This window comes from Natronoarchaeum philippinense, assembly GCF_900215575.1.
GTDB lineage: Archaea > Halobacteriota > Halobacteria > Halobacteriales > Natronoarchaeaceae > Natronoarchaeum > Natronoarchaeum philippinense.
Genome location: NZ_OBEJ01000004.1, coordinates 51,052 through 72,041 on the forward strand (window position 1 = coordinate 51,052; position 20,990 = coordinate 72,041).

At 65.3% G+C, this 20,990-nt stretch carries 18 protein-coding genes and 1 tRNA gene; 12 read left to right on the plus strand and 7 right to left on the minus strand.

Going from position 1 to position 20,990, the window contains the following annotated elements; genetic code table 11:
• Positions 1-566: 566 nt before the first annotated feature.
• Positions 567-845 carry a winged helix-turn-helix domain-containing protein gene (locus CRO01_RS13630; RefSeq protein WP_097009718.1) on the minus strand — a complete coding sequence of 93 codons (279 nt, stop codon included), beginning with the start codon at positions 843-845 and terminating at the stop codon, positions 567-569.
• A 524-nt stretch (positions 846-1,369) separates the two neighbouring features.
• Between CRO01_RS13630 and CRO01_RS13635 the strand changes: the two genes are divergently transcribed.
• Positions 1,370-2,407 carry a DUF1616 domain-containing protein gene (locus tag CRO01_RS13635; RefSeq protein ID WP_097009719.1) on the plus strand — a complete coding sequence of 346 codons (1,038 nt, stop codon included), beginning with the start codon at positions 1,370-1,372 and terminating at the stop codon, positions 2,405-2,407.
• 223 nt (positions 2,408-2,630) lie between these two features.
• Here the strand turns inward: CRO01_RS13635 and CRO01_RS13640 are convergent, their stop codons facing one another.
• On the minus strand, positions 2,631-3,185 hold the full coding sequence (locus tag CRO01_RS13640) for a DUF7344 domain-containing protein (protein ID WP_143824964.1): 555 nt from the start codon (positions 3,183-3,185) through the stop codon (positions 2,631-2,633).
• A 308-nt stretch (positions 3,186-3,493) separates the two neighbouring features.
• Here CRO01_RS13640 and CRO01_RS16715 point away from each other — a divergent pair, with 308 nt between their 5' ends.
• From CRO01_RS16715 to CRO01_RS13655, 4 genes are read left to right on the plus strand one after another with little or no spacing between them, the layout of a single operon-like run.
• Positions 3,494-3,631 (plus strand): hypothetical protein, encoded by a 138-nt coding sequence (locus CRO01_RS16715; RefSeq protein WP_179747492.1) that lies wholly within the window; start codon positions 3,494-3,496, stop codon positions 3,629-3,631.
• The gene (locus CRO01_RS13645) at positions 3,628-4,716 is read left to right on the plus strand and encodes a DegT/DnrJ/EryC1/StrS family aminotransferase (RefSeq protein ID WP_179747493.1); all 1,089 of its coding nucleotides are present in this window, start codon (positions 3,628-3,630) and stop codon (positions 4,714-4,716) included. Before CRO01_RS16715 ends, CRO01_RS13645 begins: the two co-directional genes overlap by 4 nt.
• 4 nt (positions 4,717-4,720) lie before the next feature.
• Positions 4,721-5,695, plus strand: coding sequence for a Gfo/Idh/MocA family protein (locus CRO01_RS13650; RefSeq protein WP_097009721.1), 975 nt, complete (start codon positions 4,721-4,723; stop codon positions 5,693-5,695).
• The gene (locus CRO01_RS13655) at positions 5,692-7,077 is read left to right on the plus strand and encodes a nucleotide sugar dehydrogenase (protein WP_097009722.1); all 1,386 of its coding nucleotides are present in this window, start codon (positions 5,692-5,694) and stop codon (positions 7,075-7,077) included. The genes CRO01_RS13650 and CRO01_RS13655 overlap by 4 nt, the downstream gene beginning before the upstream one ends.
• Positions 7,078-7,193: 116 nt before the next feature.
• Here CRO01_RS13655 and CRO01_RS13660 read toward each other — a convergent pair whose 3' ends face one another.
• Positions 7,194-8,303 (minus strand): CARDB domain-containing protein, encoded by a 1,110-nt coding sequence (locus CRO01_RS13660; protein WP_097009723.1) that lies wholly within the window; start codon positions 8,301-8,303, stop codon positions 7,194-7,196.
• Positions 8,304-8,634: 331 nt separating this feature from the next.
• On the opposite strand from CRO01_RS13660, the gene CRO01_RS13665 reads away from it, so the two are divergent.
• Both CRO01_RS13665 and CRO01_RS13670 read left to right on the plus strand, forming a co-directional pair.
• Positions 8,635-9,684, plus strand: a complete 1,050-nt coding sequence (locus tag CRO01_RS13665) for a glycosyltransferase family 2 protein (RefSeq protein ID WP_097009724.1) — start codon at positions 8,635-8,637, stop codon at positions 9,682-9,684.
• A gap of 164 nt (positions 9,685-9,848) precedes the next feature.
• Positions 9,849-9,928: transfer RNA gene (locus tag CRO01_RS13670), tRNA-OTHER, on the plus strand.
• 603 nt (positions 9,929-10,531) lie between these two features.
• On the opposite strand, the gene CRO01_RS13675 is transcribed toward CRO01_RS13670, so the two are convergent.
• Positions 10,532-10,741, minus strand: coding sequence for a hypothetical protein (locus CRO01_RS13675; RefSeq protein WP_097009725.1), 210 nt, complete (start codon positions 10,739-10,741; stop codon positions 10,532-10,534).
• A 74-nt stretch (positions 10,742-10,815) separates the two neighbouring features.
• The gene (locus CRO01_RS13680) at positions 10,816-12,591 is read right to left on the minus strand and encodes a hypothetical protein (RefSeq protein WP_097009726.1); all 1,776 of its coding nucleotides are present in this window, start codon (positions 12,589-12,591) and stop codon (positions 10,816-10,818) included.
• A 421-nt stretch (positions 12,592-13,012) separates the two neighbouring features.
• On the opposite strand from CRO01_RS13680, the gene CRO01_RS13685 reads away from it, so the two are divergent.
• Positions 13,013-14,611 carry an alkaline phosphatase family protein gene (locus CRO01_RS13685; RefSeq protein ID WP_097009727.1) on the plus strand — a complete coding sequence of 533 codons (1,599 nt, stop codon included), beginning with the start codon at positions 13,013-13,015 and terminating at the stop codon, positions 14,609-14,611.
• A complete protein-coding gene (locus tag CRO01_RS13690; protein ID WP_097009728.1) occupies positions 14,608-15,612 on the plus strand; it encodes a GNAT family N-acetyltransferase in 1,005 nt (334 codons plus the stop codon). Before CRO01_RS13685 ends, CRO01_RS13690 begins: the two co-directional genes overlap by 4 nt.
• Before the next feature lie 13 nt (positions 15,613-15,625).
• Here the strand turns inward: CRO01_RS13690 and CRO01_RS13695 are convergent, their stop codons facing one another.
• Together CRO01_RS13695 and CRO01_RS13700 are read right to left on the minus strand one after the other, a co-directional pair.
• On the minus strand, positions 15,626-16,777 hold the full coding sequence (locus CRO01_RS13695) for a DUF354 domain-containing protein (RefSeq protein ID WP_099458955.1): 1,152 nt from the start codon (positions 16,775-16,777) through the stop codon (positions 15,626-15,628).
• Positions 16,774-17,646, minus strand: coding sequence for a hypothetical protein (locus tag CRO01_RS13700; protein WP_097009729.1), 873 nt, complete (start codon positions 17,644-17,646; stop codon positions 16,774-16,776). Before CRO01_RS13700 ends, CRO01_RS13695 begins: the two co-directional genes overlap by 4 nt.
• A 311-nt stretch (positions 17,647-17,957) precedes the next feature.
• Between CRO01_RS13700 and CRO01_RS13705 the strand changes: the two genes are divergently transcribed.
• The 3 genes from CRO01_RS13705 to CRO01_RS13715 are packed head-to-tail and all read left to right on the plus strand — an operon-like array spanning position 17,958 to position 20,911.
• Entirely contained in the window at positions 17,958-18,533 is a 576-nt protein-coding gene (locus CRO01_RS13705; RefSeq protein WP_097009730.1) for an acyltransferase, read from the plus strand.
• Positions 18,534-20,000: a nucleotide sugar dehydrogenase gene (locus tag CRO01_RS13710; RefSeq protein ID WP_097009731.1), complete on the plus strand. Its 1,467-nt coding sequence runs from the start codon at positions 18,534-18,536 to the stop codon at positions 19,998-20,000.
• Positions 19,994-20,911 carry a polysaccharide deacetylase family protein gene (locus CRO01_RS13715; RefSeq protein WP_097009732.1) on the plus strand — a complete coding sequence of 306 codons (918 nt, stop codon included), beginning with the start codon at positions 19,994-19,996 and terminating at the stop codon, positions 20,909-20,911. The genes CRO01_RS13710 and CRO01_RS13715 overlap by 7 nt, the downstream gene beginning before the upstream one ends.
• The last annotated feature ends 79 nt before the right edge of the window (positions 20,912-20,990 follow it).

Genomic DNA, 20,990 nt, shown 5'->3' on the forward strand with positions numbered 1-20,990 from the left:
CTACTAAGTTGAAGCTACGATCTCATGACAGGATGGCTGTCGGAGAGCGATCGCAAGCGCATCGAGGAGTTCGCACAGACGCCCAAATACGAGCGAAGTCCGGAGATGCTGTCGCCGGACGCGGAGGATGACGACGAAGAGTAAGGTCGACCGAAGCGGAGATCGAGGTGAGAGGGGAGAGATTCCGAAACGAAGAACACGAACGACCGGACGAATTTGACGCTGCCATCGCAGTCACAGCCCGTTTTTCTTCGCGATGAGTCGGTTTCCCGGAATCGCCGCCAGTCACGCATCGTGAGGTGCCATAGAGCCACATCGTCGTGACTGGGCAGAAAGTCGACCCCGCCGCCGTGGCGAGAGACAAAGAGCTCTGGCGAGAGTTCACTACGGGACGCTCGCGCGCAGTCCCACGACGGCGTCGACGGCACGCTCGATTGCCCGGCGCTCACGCTTGCCGACAGCGGCGTCACGTCCGATCACAGGTGCTGACGGTCGGCGATGCAGTCGGGCAGCTGCTGGTGGACGCCGACGCTGCCGCTACGTTCGTGCGGGCACCGGCAGCAGCCTCACTCGACCATGTTCTCGGCCTGAATCTGCTGCCAGATCTCCTCGCCCGGCTCGGTGATGCCGTACACCCGGCCCTTCTTGCGGTCCTCCGAGACCAGCAACTCGACGAGCTCGCGCTCGCGGAGGCTGCTCAGCGCACGCGAGATGTGCGCGATGCCGGCGCCGGAGTCCGTCGCAATCTGTGTGGGCGTCGCTGGCCCCTCCGACAGCCGCCGGAGCACTTCGACCCTGTACCTCGAACTGATAACGAATCCAATCTCGTCCCACTCGTCGTTCATGGTATCAACACGCTTGTTTCCTTTTGCTATGCGGCAAGCGGCTTAATACATGTCTATCGTCAAAACTGAATTCCCCAGACGATCATACTTTAAGCTACGGAAAACTGTGACGACTGGAAAGTTCATCTACAGTATGTTCGGTGTACTTTGGTCTGAAGACAGATGGCAATCACTACCTACGTCTGGCTCGGTGTAGTTGTCAGCCGGCTGCCGATACGTATCGCCACTCGGGGTGTGGTTACACCTGCCATGGCATACTGTCGTCGTAGCTACCGCCACATCGTCATGACCGAGCTCCGAGAGACGATGAAATGCCGTTATAGAGCCAGAAATCGACATTCTGCGAGTCGTTGTGGTATTCGTCGACTGCCGACCGGCTATCGGCTGATTGCTAAGGACGGTATTACAAAGCGCCGAATCGGCAAGTCGCTCACACGAGTGACCTGTATGACACGCGAGCCAGTGACTGTCGAGTCGGGCGCGAGCGCGTCGGCTAGTGATCGATCGGCTCCACCGCTACCTCGATGACCCACGGCGATGTCGAGACGGGTTGGCGGGCCAGACTCCGCCGTTCCGCCCAATCGGTCGCACTGGACGGCGCGGCGATCGCAGGTTATCTGTCGATGGTGGCCGCGTGGCTGTACCTGTTCGACCCCGGCGGCGTGTTGCGGTCGTTGCTCGGAGTGCCGCTAGCGCTGTTTCTGCCGGGGTACGCCGCCGTCGCCGCGGCGTTTCCGTCGAACGGGTCACAGAACAACCGGCACGAAACAGCGACGCCGAACGGACTGGTAGCGGACGGCGTTCCGGGATGGTACGAGCGGCTGGCGCTATCGCTGGCTGTCAGTCTCGCGCTCTTGCCGTTGCTCGGACTGGTGCTTGCGAGCACGCGGTGGGGATTTAGCACCCGAGCGGTGCTCGTTTCGCTGGGCGGGCTCACCGTGCTCGGCATGTTCGTCGCGGTGCTCAGGCGGGCGCAGCTCCCGGCGCAGGCACAGTTTCGGGTTCCGATCGACACCGCCTCGACCGACGCGTATCGCGGGCTGTTCGCGCCGGAAACCCGGTTCGATGGTGCGTTAAACGTGGTGTTGATCCTGAGTATCGTCGTGGCGACGAGCGCGGTCGGCTACGCGCTGATCGCGCCACAAAGCGGTGGAGGTGGATCGACCAATTTCCAGTTGTTGACCGAAAACGAGTCAGGCGAGCTCGTCGCGTCGGGCTATCCCGACTCGATTCCACCGGGTGGAAGCGCTGACATGGTCGTCGCGGTCACCAACAGCGGCGACGAGCAACGGGAGTACACGGTCGTCGTCGAGACCCACCGCGTCGCCGAGACGAACGGCTCGCTGGAGGTGCTCGAACGAGCCGAGCTGACGCGTTTAGAGATGACAGCCGCACCCGGATCGACCGCGAGGACGCCGCATACGATTTCGCCGTCGCTGACGGGAGAGACGCTCCGCATCAACTACTACCTGTATCAGGGCGATGCGCCGGACGATGCCGACGCCGAGAGCGCCGATCAACATCTCTGGATCACCGTCAACGGGTCCGCGGGCGGCGCCTGATCGACGTTTTCCTTTCTACTCGGGGATGCTGCCTCACGCGCGCGAGTGACCACTGACGAAGCAGGACGGAGGGACACGTGACGAAACAGACCGGATGAACACGTGACGAAGCAGGACGGATCGACGAAGCAGCCCGAATCGAGATCGTGCCGGCGTCCGAGCGACGGCATTGAGTTGGCGGTCGGTCGGTGGCATCGAACCACTCGACGGATCTGGTGGCCGACTAGCGCTTGCGGTCGTCGATCAGTTCCGTCGAGATCTCCGTGCCGCTTCGCTGGGTGTCGATCAAGTGAACGATAGCGGTGGCGGCAAAGGCTGCGATGATGATCAGACCGGCAGTGAACTCGCCCAGCGCGGCGAAGGGGCCGATTCCGAGGGCCACGACGAGATAAAAGAGCGCACCTGCGACGGCCAGCCCCAGATAGTACTGCTGCCACGGGCGGCTGTCCTCTTCACGCGAAAGATACGCGCTGATGTCGTCGGCTTGGTCGGCGAGCGCCACGGTCCCGCCGTCGGAGTCGTACTCGATAATCCCGGCGTCTTCCATCTTGGGAACGTGGGTCTGATACAGGGAGACGTAGACGCGCTTGCGCTGCTGGCTCGTCAAGTCGTCGACGGCCGTCTCGTTCTCCCAAGCGGCAACCTCGTCCGCGAGCTCGCCGATCTCTATCTCGCCGTCGACCTGGTTGAGATAGTACAGGACGAACCGTCGGCGAGGACTACTCAACAGATCAAACACTACGTCTTGGGAAAGTGCGTCGCGGTCGGGATGGGACATTACTTACGTGTCATGCTCGGCGCTCGCCTGGGTGCGGTTCCGAACCTCTACAGCATGCTGTCTTTCAATCGGTACTTTGTTACATAGTCACTAAAAAGGGACCGTGCCGAAACCGCCGCATTCGACCGGCGATCGACTGGGGTTCGGTCGCGGCTCACACTCGGCTAGCACGGCGAAGTAGTAAGACTATTTTCGCAGGAAGGAGCGGCGATAAGCGGCGATCTACGAGACACGCAACGAGCGCATAACAAAGGCGATACGTTGATAAGCGGCGGGTAGTCCGAGACGCCGACCGACTCCGATATACCATGTGTTCGACACACCGATTCGACCCAGAACCACACGATCGACTCGCATCGCCGGACGTGCCGGCGACGCCACTCTCGACTGACCGACAGCTGTCGACAGCAGCACAGACCGCCGCCGGCGAGGAGGGGATTCCGTGACGACAATTCCGATCGCGGATCCGGACCTCGGTGAGGAGGAGCGACGGCGCGTCGGCGACGTGATCGACAGCGGCGTCGTCGCCGACGGGCCCACCGTGCGGCGGTTCGAAGAAGAGTTCGCAAGCTACTGCGAGGCAGACCACGCCGTCGCCACCTCGAACGGGACGACGGCGCTCCACGCCGCGTTACACGCGCTCGGCATCGGCGAGGGCGACCGAGTCGTGACCTCGCCCTTTTCGTTTGTCGCAAGCGCGAACTCGATCCGGGTGAACGGCGCGACGCCGGTCTTCGCCGACATCGACCCCGAGACGTACAACCTCGATCCCAGCGCCGTGGCCGATCGCTTCGAGGAACATGACGGCGATATCGACGCGATCCTCGCAGTGCATCTGTACGGCCTGCCGGCCGACATCGAGACGCTGTCGGCCATCGCAGACGAGCACGACGCCGCGCTGGTCGAGGATGCCGCGCAGGCTCACGGCGCGACCTATCAGGGGCAGCCGGTCGGGTCGCTGGGCGACGCGGCCTGCTTCTCGTTTTACCCGACGAAGAACATGACGACCGGCGAAGGCGGGATGATCACGACCGACCGCGCCGACGTTGCCGAACGGGCCGCTCGCTTCGTCAATCATGGCCGGAACGATACGTACGAACACGTCGAGGTCGGCCACAACTTCAGGATGACGAGCATCGCCGCCGCGATCGGGCGCGCGCAACTGGAGAAACTTCCCGAGTACGTCGACGCTCGCCGGCAAAACGCCCGCCAACTCACCGACCGGCTCGGCGGGATGTCGGCGGTCGCACCGCCGTTCGATCCGCCCCAGTCCCGCCACGCGTACCACCAGTACACGATCCGGTCGGCCGACCGCGACGGACTCAAAGCGTATCTGGAGGATTCGGGCATCGACACCGGCGTGTACTACCCGACGCCGATCCACGAACAGCCAGCCTACGAGCACGTCGACGCCGACGCGCCGGTCGCCGAACAGACCGCCGGCGAGGTGCTGTCGCTGCCGGTGCATCCGAAGCTATCCGACGACGACGTGCGGACGATCGCAACAATCGTGCAGTCGTACTACGAGTGATTACATGACTCAGAGCCAACTCAGAACTGGCGTCATCGGCGTGGGAAGCATGGGCCAGCACCACGCCAGAGTGTACCGCGAGCTACCCGAAACCCGACTCGTCGGCGTTGCCGACGCCGATGCCGACGCCGCCCGAGCGGCGGCCGACACGTACGAGACGGCGGCCATGGAGATCGAGGAACTGCTGGACGCCGTCGACGCGGTTTCGATCGCCGTCCCGACGCCGTACCACTACGAAACCGCGAGTGCAGCTCTCGACAGTGGCGTCGACGTGCTGGTCGAGAAGCCGTTCGTCGACTCGCTGGACGCCGGTCGCCGGTTGATCGACCGCGCCCGCGAGCGCGGTCGCACGCTACAGGTCGGACACATCGAACGGTTCAACCCCGCAGTCAGGGCGCTGACCGATATTGTTCCCGATCTGAACGTGATCGCTGTCGACGCACGGCGGCTCGGGCCGCCACTGGACCGGGATCTCGAAACCAGCGCGGTGCTCGATCTGATGATCCACGATATCGACGTGTTGCTGGCACTGATCGGCGACGACGTGACCGTCGCCGAGGCCGCGGGCACAGCTGACGGCCAGTACGTCACCGCGACGGTCGAACTCGGGGACGGCGTCATCGGGTCGCTGACGGCCAGCCGCGTCACCCAGCAGAAGGTCCGCGAGCTGTCGATCACCGCCGAGGAGTGTCAGGTCCACGTCGACTACATCTCGCGATCGGTACAGATCCACCGTCACTCGATCCCGGAGTACATCGAGCGCAACGGCGACATTCGCTATCGCCACGAGAATATCGTCGAGCACCCCACCGTCGACAACGGCGAGCCGCTCAAAAAGGAGCTGTCGGCGTTCGCAAGCGCCGTCGAAGACGGGACCGAACCGGTCGTCACGGCCGAAGACGGGCTCAAAGCGCTCGAACTGGCCCGCGAGATCGAAGACGAGGCGACGGCGAGCGCACAGCTCACCGCGAAACAATGAGCGAGGCGGTCGCTCGGCCGGACGTGACGAGTCTCTATCGGAGCGACGCCGACGCCGCGGCGCAGCGGGAGGCGTTCCGGGCTGGCGACGTGCCGACCGCGGTGTACGGACTCGGACGCATCGGACTGCCGCTATCGCTGGTTTACGCCAGCACGACCGGCGAGGTGGCCGGCGTGGCGTCCGACCGCGAGACCGCCCGCCAGATCAACGACGGCGAGTGCCCGATCGCTCACGAGCCCCGCCTGAAATCGCTGTTGCGAACCGCCGTCGGCGCCGAGGCGCTCACCGCCACTGCCGACGTGTCGACGGTCGCAGCGGCTGCGAGCGTCCACGTCGTCGTCTCCGAAACGGGCGTGCGAGCGGACGACGTACCGGACCTCTCGACGCTCCGTACGACGCTCCGAGACATCGCGCGGGAGCTCGATCCGGGCGATCTGGTGCTCGTCGAGTCGGCAGTGCCGCCGGGAACCTGTCAGGATATCGTCGCGCCGATTCTCGAAGCCGGAAGCGGGCTCGACAAGGGCGAGTTCGGCGTCGCCGCCTGCCCCTCGCGGGCGGCACCCGGTCGGGCGCTGACTGACCTCCGCGGGAGCCACCCCAAGCTCGTCGGCGGCGTCGACGCCGAGAGCACGCGGGCTGCGGAGCTGGTTTACGACGAGTTGCGCGTCGGGGAGGTCGAGACGGTGCCCGACAGCACCGTCGCGGAGTGCGCGAAGGTGATCGAAAGCGCCTACCGTGACGTCAACGTCGCGCTGGCCAACGAACTCGCGCGTTTGGCCGGCGAACTCGGCACCGACGTGCGCCGCGCCATCGAGGCCGCGAACACCCAGCCGCACTGTCAGGTTCACAACCCCGGCCCCGGCGTCGGCGGCCACGCGCTGCCGGACCATCCCCACTACCTCGCCGGCGAGTGTGCCACCGAGACGCCGCTGTTGTCGGCCGCCCGTGAAGTCAACGAGGAGATGCCGGCGTTCACCGCCCGGACGCTCGTCCGCGAACTGGCCGCCGTCGACACGCACGTCGAAGACGCCGTCGTCGTGCTGTTCGGCCTCTCCTATCGACGGGCCGTCGCCGACGCCAGAAAGTCACCGGCCTTGGGGCTCGGCGAGACGCTGAGCCGGTTCGGCGCGACCGTCGTCGGCGTCGACCCGCTGCTGGAGGACTTCTCGGCGTTCGACGACATCTACCTCGCCGATCTCGAACATGTCGGTGAGATGGATGTCGACGCCGCGGTGCTGGTCACCGACCACGACGAGTTCTCGTCGTTCGACTGGGGGACGTTCGACGATCCGATCGTCCTCCTCGACGGGCGGGACGCGCTCGGCGATGCGGGCGTCCCCGACTCGCACCGCGTCTACACGATCGGGCGCGGCGGCGACTGATCGGGATTTCTGTTTTTAAAGATTGTCAGAAGAGCTGCCAGCGTAGCCTTCAGCGCGCGCAGGGGTCGTCGACTCCTGATGGCGGTCAGCTACTGATAGCGTCGCGCCCCGGTCAGCTACTGATAGCGTCGCGCTCCGACCGCGACGGCCGCGAGCGCAACGAGAGCGGCCGCGACGCCGAAGCCGGGTAGCACGTCTGCGGGCCCCGATCCGCCGGCACCACCGACCTGAACGCTCGTCGTGGTATCAGCGACCGCGATCTCGTAGGTGCCGGCGTCCTCGAACGTCGTCGACACCGAGAGTTCCCGGCTCTCGCCGCTTTCGAGTTCGATCTCGCGGGTGTCGATCACCTCGCCGCCGACGGCGATCTCGACCGAGAACGACCCCGCTCGGCTACCGTCGTTCTGGACCGTAGCCTGAATGTCGACCGTCTCGCCGGGGTCGGGACTCGACGGCGAGGTCGTCACCGACGAGGCGGTGAGTTCGGCACAGCGACCCGCCGACACCGTCACCTCCTCGGTGAGGCTATCGAGCGCCGTGCGGTTGTACTCGCCGCCGGACGCCGAGACGACATCCCACTGGGTGATGTCGCCGTCGTACTCCCGGAAGTCGGCGCTGTCGTTGAAGTACGGCGTGATCGTCACGTCCTCGCCGAAGCCGCGGAGGGCGCCGCCGTCGTTGCGTCCGCCGGTGTAGGCCCACGTCGCCCGGGCCGAGGTCCCGGAGTGGCTCCACTCGTCGAGGTTGCCGCCGGGACGAGTGCCATTATAAACGTCGTCCTGGACGGCCCACTCGCTGTTCTCGGCGAGCCCGTCGAACTGCATCGTCACGGCGCCGCCGTCGGAGTCGTCGCCGATGCGCTCGTGGATGACGACGAGGCTCGTGCCTTGGCTCCCCTCGTAGACGAACATCGTCGTCGTGTCGCCGCGCTGGAGTTCCTGCGTACCGTAGGAGCTGTAGACGTTGTTCGGTCCGTCGTGGGTCTCGGGGTTCCGGTAGTCGTAGAACTCCTCGACGGTCTGAGAGCCGTTGCCGAGTGCCTGAATCTCGATACACTGGTCGCCTTGGGTTACGGCGTACGTCTGGGAGTCGCCCTGCTGCAACTGGGCAGCGCCCTGCTGGGTAGCGGGAGAGTGCCCGCCAGCCAACGGCTGGGCGACCGCCCCGGTCGCCAAAGCGGCGACGCAGACGAAACACAGTACTGCGGCGGTGATGCTGTCGCGCATAGTCGTGTCGTGGCCGCCCCTACCGACCTCGCCGGCTTAGTAATGGTGCGTCCAAGCGCGTACAGCGGTGGCTAGGCAGTCGCTGAATCGGCTGGGTGTCCTACTGCGGGCAGGTCGTGAACTAGTACGCAGGGATCAGACGCAAGCAGTCGTTGTCCGAGCAGACGCGAGGCGGCGCCGGGACGAAACCAAGCGACGGTAGCAGCCGGACGAGCGCGGACGGGCAAGCCGCGTATAACAATGAGGCGCTCTATCTTCTGGAACGACGAGCCAATGGAGCACTCAGTAGCGGCCGGGGAACGAACCACAAACGCGGCGCCGAGGGGAGGCAATGTATCGCGGGCGTAGCGTCGGCATCGTCATCCCGGCGTACAACGAATCGGGATTCGTCGGGGACGTGATCGAGTCAGTACCCGAGTACGCCGACCGCGTCTACGTCGTCGACGACTGCTCGACCGACGACACTTGGGACGAGATCCAGCGTCACGCACGGGCGGTCAACGAGGCGTCAGAAATCGCCGTGATGGACGGCGGAGCAGCGAGCGAGACCGGACAGACTGTCGCCGGGGGAGGCGATCCGGGGGGAAGCGGGCAGTTCGAGCGGCGCGTCGTCCCGATCCAGCACGAGCAGAACCGCGGCGTCGGCGGCGCCATCAAGACGGGCTACGAACACGCCCGAGAGGACGGGATCGAGATCACGTCGGTGATGGGCGGCGACGGCCAAATGGATCCCGAGATACTGGATCGGCTGCTCGATCCGATCGTCGAGGATCGGGCGGACTACGTCAAGGGAAATCGGTTAGTCGATCCGGCCGACCGCGAGGAGATGCCGACGTTCCGGCTGATCGGCAACGGCATCCTCTCGGTGCTGACGAAGATCGCAAGCGGCTACTGGAAGATCGGCGACCCGCAGAACGGGTACACAGCGATCTCGCTCGACGCCTTAGAGTCGGCGCCGGTCGAGGACATGTACGAGTACTACGGCTACTGCAACGACCTGCTGGTCAAGCTCAACGCCTGCGAGCTGCGCGTCGCCGACGTGCCCGTGCCGAGCCGGTACGACGACGAAGAGAGCCACATCAGCTACGGCGAGTACATACCGAAAGTGTCGCTGATGTTGCTCTCGAACTTCGTGTGGCGCCTCCGCGTGAAGTACCTCGCGCGGGACTTCCACCCGCTCGTGTTCCTCTACGCGCTGGGCGCTGCGGGCAGTCTCGCCGGACTCGGCCGGGCGCTGCGAAACGTCACGCCGACCGACGACGCCGAGGATTCGCGGGCGAGTAGCCTACCGATTGCGCTGCTCGGCGCCCTCTCGCTCGTGCTGGCGATGATCTTCGACATGCGTGCCAACGAGGATCTCGAAGAACGGGACTTCGAGTAACGAGCGACCGTCAGGTTGGCTGTGGCTCCGATCGGTGGCCCAGCAAAACACCAGTAAAGAGGATCTACTGGCGGGGTATACGCCGTATAACAATGGTGGCCCTGCGCTTACGGTGTGATGGCGTCAGTGCCCCTGGCCCACTGCACCGCTGACCCACACTCTTTGGAAGGGTAGCTCAGTGGCAGAGCACCACCTTCGGGTGGAAGCCTCACGGCTTCGCGTGGTTCAAATCCCGCCCCTTCCGCTTTTGCGAGGAGTGGACACGACGAGCAAAGCGTAAACCGAGGGATTTGAGCAGGGAGGCCGCAGCGCCGAGCGAAGCGAGGCGACCGTCTTCCTGAGTTCAAATTCCGATCGACGCGGTCGATCGGCGTTCGAGATCCGGAGGATCTCTCACTCCCGCCCCTTCCGCTTTTGCGAGGAGTGGACACGACGAGCAAAGCGTAAACCGAGGGATTTGAGCAGGGAAGCCGCAGCGCCGAGCGAAGCGAGGCGACCGTCTTCCTGAGTTCAAATCCCGCCCCTTCCGCTTCTCGATTCACCACCAGCGAGGCGTTTCATCGCCGGGCGATGCGGATGAATCGTGTTCGGCAGACCAAGGGATTTGAACGAAAGGAGTCGCAGCCCGCGCAGCGAAGCGAGCAGGAACGTCTCCGAGTGGTTCAAATTCCGATCGACTACGTCGATCGGCGTTCGAGATCCGAAGGATCTCTCACTCCCGCCCCTTCCGCTCACCAGAACCATTTTGCGAGGCGTTTCATCGCCGAGCAACTGCTGTTCTGGTGGATCGGCCGACGAAGGATTCGAGCGAAGACAGGCGCACAGCAAAAGCGGACGAGAGGCCGCGTTATCGACAGTCGCGCACGTCACAGACGGCGCTGTCCGACGCGACGATAAAGGCGTCGGCGCGGAGGGCGTCTTCGTCAGCGGGCAAAAAGAGCAACTGGTGTTTGCCGTTGCTCTCTGCGGAGACGACATCGAGCTCTAGGGGCTCGTAGCCGAGATCGTCCTCGGGATCGGGGTCCATCGGGAGCGACTCCCACTCCTTGGGAGACATTCAGACCACCGCCGAGGGCGACGCTCTCGATGGGGCGCCGCTGGCCGGGTCAGTTCGGTCGCGGACCGCCGAGCTCATTCTTGGGTTTCGAATTCGACGGTCGCGTCGCCGCAGACCTGCATGCTCGTGACGGTCCCGGAGTACCGGTAGCCGTCGACGCCGTCGCGGACGATGCCCAGAACCTTGCCGTTCGAGACGTTCGAGGCCAGCGAGTCCCACGCCGAAGCGTTGCTGGGCGTCGAGGTCAGTTCCTCACTCTGCCGGATCTCGCCCGAGACCTCGAAGGAGTACGTGCTCGACGAGTCGGTATCGGAGCCGTCGATCACGATCGCGTTCGGCAGCCCGTCGTCGGCGTCGCCGCCATCGTCGGCCGCCGTCTGGGCGACCAGCTCGTCCTCGGAGACCTCCGAACCGTCGAGTTCGATCCACATCCAGTCGGCGTTGTCGACGGTCACGTCGGTGACCTGCCCGTACACCTCGTAGGCGTCGCCGTAGCCGTTGCCGGTGTACCCCGAGACGTTGTGGACGCCGTCGTCGCCGGCCTCGACGGTGAAGTTGCTCGTCGCGCGCACCTCGTTACCGCTCGGGCTGGAGTACGGCGAGTCGCTGACCGGGACGACCGGGCCGTCGGCGGCGAACTCGTAGGTCGCTTCGCCGGCGTCTTCGGTCGAGACGAACGACACCAGATGGGGATCCATATCCGGCAGATCGTCGCCGCCGTCGCTCGAGGTCGTCTCCCCGTCGCGTCCCGCGTAGGTGTGGATCGGAATCCGAGGCTTGTCGGTCGCCTGCTGGGCGTCGCTGCCGGTGACGGTGCCGGTCGCCTCGATGCCGATGTCGAAGCTGCCGTCGCCGGTGAGGTGGACGTTCTCGGCGCTCCAGCCGTCGCCGTGGTTGCCGATCGCCATGCTGGAGGAGTTCGTGTAGATCCGGGTGTTCCGGATGACGCCGCTGCCGCCCGAGAACTGGCTGGACATGTCGACGGGGTAGTAGCTGTCCACGCTGTGATAGATGTCACAGTCCTCGACGACGATGTTCTCGCCTGGCTGGCGGATTCGGAGGTTGCGCTGGTTCCAGACGCCGTCGTTGGGTGGCGAGGGGCCGTCGTGGACCAGCGTGACCTCGCGTGCGACGCTGTTGCTCGATCCCAGCCGGAGATTCGAGATGTTGTTGTTCTTGTAGAGACCGCCCTCGACGATCACGCGACCGTCTTCGGCGTCGTCGAAGCCTGCACCGGGACCGCTGGCGTACAGCCCGTTGTCCGAGAACCCTTCGACGTAACAATCGATGAACTCGATCGTGCCGGCGTGGTCGGCGCCGACGTAGAGACCGACCGCGTCGTCGCCGTCGACGACGCCGTCGGGGAGCCACACCTTGTCGAGCACCATTCGCGCGTCCTCGTCGCGGGCCTCGGCGCGGAGCTTCGCCTCCTCACCGCCGGTCGCGCCGCGGATCGTGATGTTCTCCAGTCGTACTTCGCCGCTCTGGGCGCGGACGGCGTTGTACCGGTACTCGCCCTCGGGATGGTGGAATCGGACGGCGCCGGGCTCGCCGTCGCCGATCAGCGCGGCGTTCGAGTAGTCGCCGCCGAGGCCGCCGCCGTTCCAGTCGTAGTCGCCCGGCGGAACGTGAACCTCGTTGCCGCTCTGGAAGTGATCTTCGAGATACCCGTCGATCTCGTCGCCGTCTTCGAGCCCTTCGTCGCCGAGGTCGACGGTGGCTGCCGCCGCCGTTCCGCCGAGTAAGCTCGTCGTACCGACCGCCAGCCCTGCAGCGCTGGCGAGCTTGAGATACGATCGTCTGTTCACGCCGGGGCTACCGTGTTCGGCCGCGTCGTTTGGATCTGCCATATCTCGGTAGGACCACCCTACACAAATAGTGATTTTTACCGGATTCGTCTCGAAAACAGCAGGATCACCACTGATACGCACGAATAGTAGAGAGATACGTCAAGAATACTTGCTAGTCGGGTACCGATAGCAAACCGGTCGGGTAGCATGCACTTACCCACGCGACGGCATCGAGCGCGCGCTCGGAGGAGTGATCGGTTCGTGGTAGACCGAGCGTACCAGCCGGAGAGCGCATCCATCGCTGATAGTCGCCGCGACGATACCGGAGCGATGCCGAGGGAGGGATTCGAGGGTAGAAAGCTTGGATTACCGGTAAGCCGAGGGTTACCGCGTCCGAACGGTTTCGCCGTTCCCGGGTGCGTGCAGCCGAGAGCGTGAAGGAAACCTATAACAAAGGCGACGCCAAGGCACTCCCTCGGATATGCGAACACTGCTTATCGGCATCGATGCCGCCTGCTCGCGGGTGTTAGACCCGCTGTTCGATGCAGGCGTGACCCCGACGCTCCGCGATATTTTCGAGGACGGCGTCTCGGGACGGCTCGACTCGCAGATTCCGCCGTGGACGCCGAGCGCGTGGCCGTCGGTCTACACGGGTGTCAATCCCGGAAAACACGGCGCCTACAGCTTCCTGTCGTTCGACGGCTACGACTGGGATGTCGTCAATCGCAGCGATGTCGAAGAGTACGCGCTCTGGGAACTGCTCGACAGACACGGACTCTCGAGCGTCGTCGTAAACGTCCCGGTGACACACCCGCCGAGCGAGATCGACGGCGCGGTCGTCCCCGGCTACATTGCGCCCGAAGATCCGGAGTGTCACCCCGCGGGCGTCCTCGAAGACATCCGATCGGAGATCGGCGACTACCGAATCTACGGCGAGCGCGGCGGCGACGCCGACGAGCAGGCGGCGGAGTACTGCGAGCTGACGCGGATGCGGGGCCGGGCGTTCAGCTACCTCGCCGACCGGTTCGACCCCGACTTCGGCTTCGTCCAGTTTCAGCAGACCGACACGGTGTTTCACGAACACCCGGACCGCTGGGACATCGTCGAAGAGATCTACGCGACCGTCGACGAGGAGATCGCCGCGATCGTCGAGGATCACGATCCGGACACCGTGCTCGTCGTCAGCGACCACGGGATCGGCGAGTACGACGGCTACGAGTTCCGGATCAACGAGTTCCTCGACGAACAGGGGTACATCGAACGAACCGCCGGCGACGGCGGGATGCCGTCGTGGTCCTCGATCGCGCGCAATGAGTTACAGACCGGTCGGACGGACGGCAACAGCGGTCGGTCGCCGCTGGAGCGGTCGCTGTCGATGGCCGCCAAGGTCGGCATCACCAGCCAGCGCCTCGCGGCGGTCGTCGAGCGCCTCGGACTGACCGAGTTCGTCCTCGATCGCGTCTCGACCGACACCGTCCGCGCCGCGACCGAGCAGGTCGACTTCGAGCGCTCGACGGCGTACATGCGCTCGCGGATCGAACTCGGCGTCCGGATCAACCTGCAGGGCCGCGAGCCCGGCGGCGTCGTCGCACCGGAGGAGTACGACGCCGTTCGCGACCGGCTGATCTCCTCGTTACGGTCGGTCGAGACGCCCGACGGCGATCCGATGTTCGACGCCGTCGTCCCCCGCGAGCGGCTCTTTGAGGGCAAGCGCCTCGAAGCCGCCCCCGATGTCGTGACGGTCCCCGCCGACTTCGACAACTTCCTGTCGGCGTCGCTGCTGGGCGAACAGTTCGCCGCGCCGAGCGATCCTTGGAACCACAAGATCGACGGCGCCTTCGCCGCGGCCGGCGAGGCGATCGGCGACGCCGATCCCACGTCGGCGCATCTGTTCGACGTGGCGCCGACCGTGCTTGCGACGATGGGCGTCCCCGCAAGCGACCGAATGGACGGGGCCGCGATGCCGTTCGTCGAGCCGAGCGGGACGACCGAGTATCCGACCTACGATCGAGCGACCACGGTTAGCACGGACGACGACGGCGTCGAACAGCAACTCACTAGCCTCGGATATCTGGAATGAGCATCGAAATCGAAGTGTTCGACCGCAACGATCGGGATCGGTGGAATCAGCTCGTCGAGGACTCCCCGCAAGGAACCCCGTTTCACCGGTACGAGGCACTCGAAGTGCTCGCCGACCACTCCGACGCGAACCTGCATCCGCTGGTCGGCTACAAGGGCCAAGAGCCGGTCGGACTGTTCCCGGTCTTCGGGATGTACAAGGGCCCCGTCGCGGCGGCGTTCTCGCCGCCGCCGGACCTGAAGGTGAGCTACCTCGGGCCGGCGCTGGTGAATTTCGAGCAGCTCAAACGACGGCGTGCAGAGCGGCGTCATTCCCGGTTCGTCGAGCAGTGTCTCGACGTGCTGGAGACCGAACTCAATCCCAAATTCACGCTCGTTCGAGCGTCGCCGTGGTACGACGACCCGCGCCCGTTCACGTGGAGCGACTTCGACGTACAGTTGGCACACACCTACGTCGTCGATCTCTCGCCGGGACGCGACGATCTGCTCTCGCAGTTCAGCAGCGACGCCCGCCGCAACGTCACGAACGACCCCGACGCCGATGTCGTGATCCGAGAAGACGGTGCCGGCGTGATCCGCCGGATCATCGAACAAGTCCGGGAGCGCCACCGCGAGCAAGACGAGTCGTTCCTGCTCTCGGCAGAGATGGTGACGGAGCTGTTCGAACGGCTTCCCGACGGCGTGGTTCGACCGTACGCGTGTACGGTCGACGGCCGGTTCGCCGGCGGCGTCGTCGTGCTCGACGACGGCGACACCGTCTACCGCTGGCAGGGCGGCGCCAAGCCCGACACGAGGGTTGCGATCAACGACCGCCTCGACTGGCGGATCATCACCGACGCCATCGATCGCGGACGGACGGAGTACGACCTCGTCGGCGCGAACAACCAGCGGCTCTGTGGCTACAAGGCCAAGTTCGCTCCCGATCTACAGACCTACTACAGCATTCGGGACGGCACCCGCAGCATGAACTTTGTGTCAGGGCTGTACAAGCAGCTGCGGTGAGTCGGACCGGGATCTATCGATCGGGTATGGCGGCGTCCCGGAACACGTCGACGCTCGCCTCGTCGTCCTCGACGAGCGCGGTCACGAAGTTCGTCGTGTCGATCTTGTCGGCCAGCAGTTTCCGTCGTCGCTCACGCCAGTCCTCGTCGCCGTCGAGGATCGAGATCGCCTTTTGAATGGCCCGGTCGTGGCGGCGTTCGCCGGCGTAGCTAAACACCAGTCCGTACTCGTCGCGTAGCTCGCGGATGTTGCCCATCCCGCGGATCGTCGAGACGAGAATCGCGGGGGTTCCGAGCACCGCGCTCTCGGTCGCCATCGTCGCGCTCTCGCCGACGAACAGATCAGCCCGAGCGAGGAGGTCGTGAGCGCGCTCCGGCGGTACCGACAGTTCGCGGTCGGCCAGTTCCGACGGGAGGTCAGCTTCGGCGGTGATGATCACTCGCGCGCCTTCGGCTTCGAGCCGTTCGACCGCGTCGACGGCGTCACCGATGCCCTCGTCGCCGATGTCGTGGGCGGCCTCCCACGAGACCAACCGAAGGACGACGAGGCGTTCGTCCGGTTCGAGACCGATCTCCTCGGCGATGGACGGATCGGGCGAGAAGCGATTGGGGTGGAGATACGCTAACTCGTGGTAGCCGGGGTACTTGACGTGGTTGTCGCCGATGTCGTCCTGATAGAACTCGGGGCTACAGACTCGATCGGCAAGCGGGTAGACGAACCGCTTTCGATAGGTCGCGTGCTCTGTGTCGGTGAACACGAGGTCCCGGCAGCCAAGTGCCGACGAGACGTGGACGACGCCCGGCTCGCCGATCGCCATCATCACGTCCGGGTCGATCCGGCGCGCGCGGCGGAGCAGCCGCCACTCGTAGGCCGCCTGAACGGCCGCCTTTCCGGGTAGGCTCGACGCCCGACCGGCGATAACCTCGTGGTCGATCTCGTAGGCGTCGAGCAGGTCGACGGCGATGTCTTTCTCGCGCGCGAAGACGTGGACGTCGTGGCCGCGCGCTTCGAGTTCGTCGATGGCGTTCCGGAAGAAGTGTACGTGGGCCGGATGCTGGATCGTGACGACGACATCGAGCGAGGGCTGGTCGCCGTCGCGGCCGAGTTCCGTTCGGGTGTGCGTTCGGGGCGAGTCGGCATCATCGTACTGTTGGCTGGCGGTCATCGTTCCACGGCGTTGAGCCCGCGCTTGGCGACGTTGACCGCGTAGTCTTTGGTCCATTCGACGGCGAACTCCGTCGTCGTACGCGCCCACCGGTTCGGGTGCGAGAGCACGCACAGCCGGTCGATCTCGCCCGATCGAAGCAGCGCGGCCAGCTCCTCGGTCGTGTCGACTTGGACGTGCTTTTCGCCTTGGCCCATGGTGTGATCCTTGATCTTCAACTCGCCGTCCCGCCACGTTCGCCCCGTGTCCGAGAAGTACGTCACGTCCTCGAAATCCATCGAGAGGTACGCCTCGCCGAGCAGGTCGTACGTCTCGAACGTTGGTGGGCTATCGTCGCGTCCGACACTCCCACCGCTGCTAGAAGTGGGGTGGGTCGACGCCAGCCGACCGCCGTCGGTCGCAGTTGCGCCATCCGCCCACATGTCGCGGTTGTCGTGGGCGGTCAGTGGATTGCCGTGCATGCAGATCGTGTCGACCGAGACGAGCGCTCGGAGTCGGGCGAGTTCGGCGCTGAAGAACTCGTGAGCCGCCGAAACGTCGCCGTCGGCACGATCGAGGTCCTCGTAGTGGTAGCCGACCTCGTGGCCGAGTTCCTCGATGCGTCTGATCAGGCCCGGCCGAAACGTCTTCTCGATCGTCCGGACGTAGTAGGTGCTCGGCACCTCCTTTTGGGCCTCGAGTCGGGCCATGTCGAGGGCGTTCTCGGGCTTTCGGTCGACGTCGTGGCGGAGCACGACGAACTGCTCGGGGAGCTCCCCGGCGTCCGTCGCGAGATACTCCCTGACCGTGAGAAACGAGTACCCCGCTTCGAGCCCCGCGTCGAGGAGCTCACCGTACGTCTCGAAGGTGAAATCGCGGTTCGTACCCATCAGTAACCGATAGAAGATAGTGCGCGGTGTTAGTAATCGGAGACCTATCTGTCGCTGCGGTGGGGTAGCCGGGTGCTACGAGAATCGACGGCTGCTGGCCCCCGGAGGCCACAGTGTACGACGGCGTCGACCGTACAGCCACCTTACCTGTCGCAAGTGCGCTATAACAAAGAGAACACGACGTAACTGCCGGACAACGCCTGTCTGCGGGCGTTGAGGAACTGCATGGTCTACACGCACAGCGGGCGCGACAGCACAGCATCGAAGCGGCGACGGACGGGAACGAAGCGCCGACCGACGGGAGGGCGGCGATGACCGACGCGGAACTCGGACCCGGCGTCGACGTGCAGGGCGACGCCACGGTTGGCACTCCCGGCGACGACGACGTACCGGAGATCGGCGCCGGCGCGACGATCCGGTCGGGGACGATCATCTACTCCGACGTGATGATCGGCGACCGGTTCCAGACCGGGCACAACGCGCTGATTCGAGAGGACACCGTCATCGGCGACGACGTGGTCGTCGGCACGAACACGGTGGTCGACGGGACGACGACGATCGGCTCCGAGGTGAGCCTCCAGACCGGCGTGTACGTCCCGCCGTACACCGAGATCGGCGATCAGGTGTTTCTCGGCCCTCACGCCGTCTGTACGAACGATCCCTATCCGATCCGACGGGATGTCGACCTCGTCGGCCCGACGCTGGAGGATCACGTCTCGATCGGCGCCAACGCGGTGTTGCTGCCCGGCGTCACGGTCGGCGAAGGATCGTTCGTCGCCGCGGGCGCCGTCGTGACCGAAGACGTCCCGCCGGAGACGCTCGCAGTCGGCGCGCCGGCCAGCCACGAACCGCTCCCCGAACCGCTCGACGGACAGAACACGATCTAAATGAGCCGATCGACGACCGCACTGTACGACGCCGACGCATCGACTGACGAACAGCGACGAGCCTTCCGCTCGGGAGAGATCCCGGTCGCGGTCTACGGGCTCGGCAAGATGGGCCTGCCGCTGGCGACCGTCTACGCCGAGACCTGCGGCAACGTGATCGGCGCCGACATCGACGAGAACGTCGTCGAGACGGTCAACGCGGGCGAGTGTCACGTCAAGCGCGAGCCGGGACTGGCCGACATCGTAGCCGAGACCGTCGAGTCAGGCGCACTCCGAGCAGTCAGCGACCCCGCCGAAGCCGCCGGCGAGGCGAGAGTCCACGTGGTTATCGTGCCGACGCTGCTCAGCGAGGACGACGCGCCGGATCTGTCGATTCTCCGCGAGGTGGTCGACGACATCGCCGTCGGGCTAGCGCCGGGCGACCTCGTCGTCGTGGAGTCGACGGTCCCACCCCGGACGTGCTCGGACGTGGTCGGCCCGCGCCTTCGGGAGAAGAGCGGGCTCGACGCCAACGAGTTCGGACTGGCGTTCTGTCCGGAGCGAACCGCCAGCGGGCGGGCGATAGAAGACATCCGCGGCGCGTACCCGAAGGTGGTCGGCGGCGTCGACGCCGAGAGCAGGCGGGCCGCCCAGCTCGTGTACGACGCGATCAACGAGGCGGGGACGATCCCGGTCTCGGACGCGACGACGGCCGAGGCCGTCAAGGTGTTCGAGGGCGTGTATCGGGACGTCAACATCGCGCTGGCCAACGAACTCGCCCGGATGGCCGACGAGCTAGCGGTCGATGTCACGGAGGCGATCGAGGTCGCAAACACCCAGCCGTTCTGTGACATCCACGATCCCGGACCGGGCGTCGGGGGCCACTGCATCCCCTACTACCCCTATTTCCTGATCAACGGGCTGGATTCCTGGAACCGGCTGCTCTCGACGGCCCGCGAAGTCAACGACGAGATGCCCGCGTTCACCGTGCGAAAGCTCGCCGAAGAGCTGGCGACCGCCGGGAAGAACGTCGCCGACGCGACGGTGCTCGTCCTCGGGCTGACCTACCGAGCCGGCGTCGAGGAGACCCGCGCGAGCCCGGCGATTCCGATCACCGAGCGCCTCGAAGAGTTGGGCGCCGAGGTGGTGACGGTCGATCCGATGCTCGACGACGCCGACGGGTTCGCCGGCCGGCAGATCCCGATCGGCGCCATCCACGAGCAGGACGCCGACGCCGCGGTACTGGTCACCGCACACGAGGAGTTCGAGGCGATCGACTGGGCGGCGTTCGAGCGCTCGCTGGTCGTCGTCGACGGCCAGCAGGCCCTCGACCTCTCGGAGACGCCACACCGCCAGTACACGATCGGCGTCGGCCGCGGCGCCGAAAATGCCGGTGAGTACGAGGAACGGCGTGCTGATGAGTCTGAGACGGCTGTCCCGGAACGACTCGGAGACGGCGGGAGCGTGCCGCGAGACGACGGATGCTAGACGGCCACTCGTTCGCGCTGTGTCTGACCCACGACGTGGACCGGCCGTACAAGACCTACCAGTCGGGATATTACGCGGTCACTGAGCGAGATGTCTCGCATCTGACAGCGGCGCTGCGAGGCAAAAATCCCTACTGGCAGTTCGAGGAGCTGCTGGCGCTCGAAGATTCGCTGGACGTTCGGTCGGCTTTCTACTTCCTCGACGAGCAGAACCTGTTCCGCGATCGGCCCGTGCGCGACTGGCTAGATCCGGGGAACTGGAAGCGCTACGTCGGCCGGTACGACCTGTCGGATCCCAACATCGTCGATCTGATCCGCGAACTCGACGACGGCGGGTGGGAGGTCGGACTTCACGGGTCCTACGAGTCCTACGACGATCCCGAGCGGCTGGCCGGCGAAAAACAGCGAATCGAGTCGATCCTCGGCGGCGAGGTGATCGGTGGTCGCCAACACTACCTCAACCTCGACGTACCCGAGACGTGGCGTCACCACGCCGATCTGGGGCTCAAGTACGACGCCAGCCTCGGCTCGTCGAGCACCTACGGGTTCCAGTACGGCGATTCGATCCACCGACCCTTCGGCGACGAGTTCGTCGTCTTCCCGCTGACGATCATGGAGGTCGCGCTGCCGAGTCCGACCGAGCACCTCGAACGCGCGTGGCGGGAGTGCCGGGCAGTGCTCGATGAGGCTCGCGAACGTGAGGCGATCACGACGATTCTCTGGCATCCACGATATTTCAGCGAGACTGATTTCCCCGGCTACCGGGAGCTGTACCGACGAATCGTCGAGTACGCGCTGGAGGCGGGCGCATGGGTCGGCCCCCCGGCGGAGCTGTACGATCGACTCGATCACCCACCCGAAGCGAGTGGAGAGGCCGCGACCAGCGATTACAAGACGACCTCGCAGCACTGACCGGGACGGCACAGTGCCGTGCTGATCAGGAGAGATCATCGCCGACGGGCTGATCGAGAGGGTCATCTTCGTGACACCG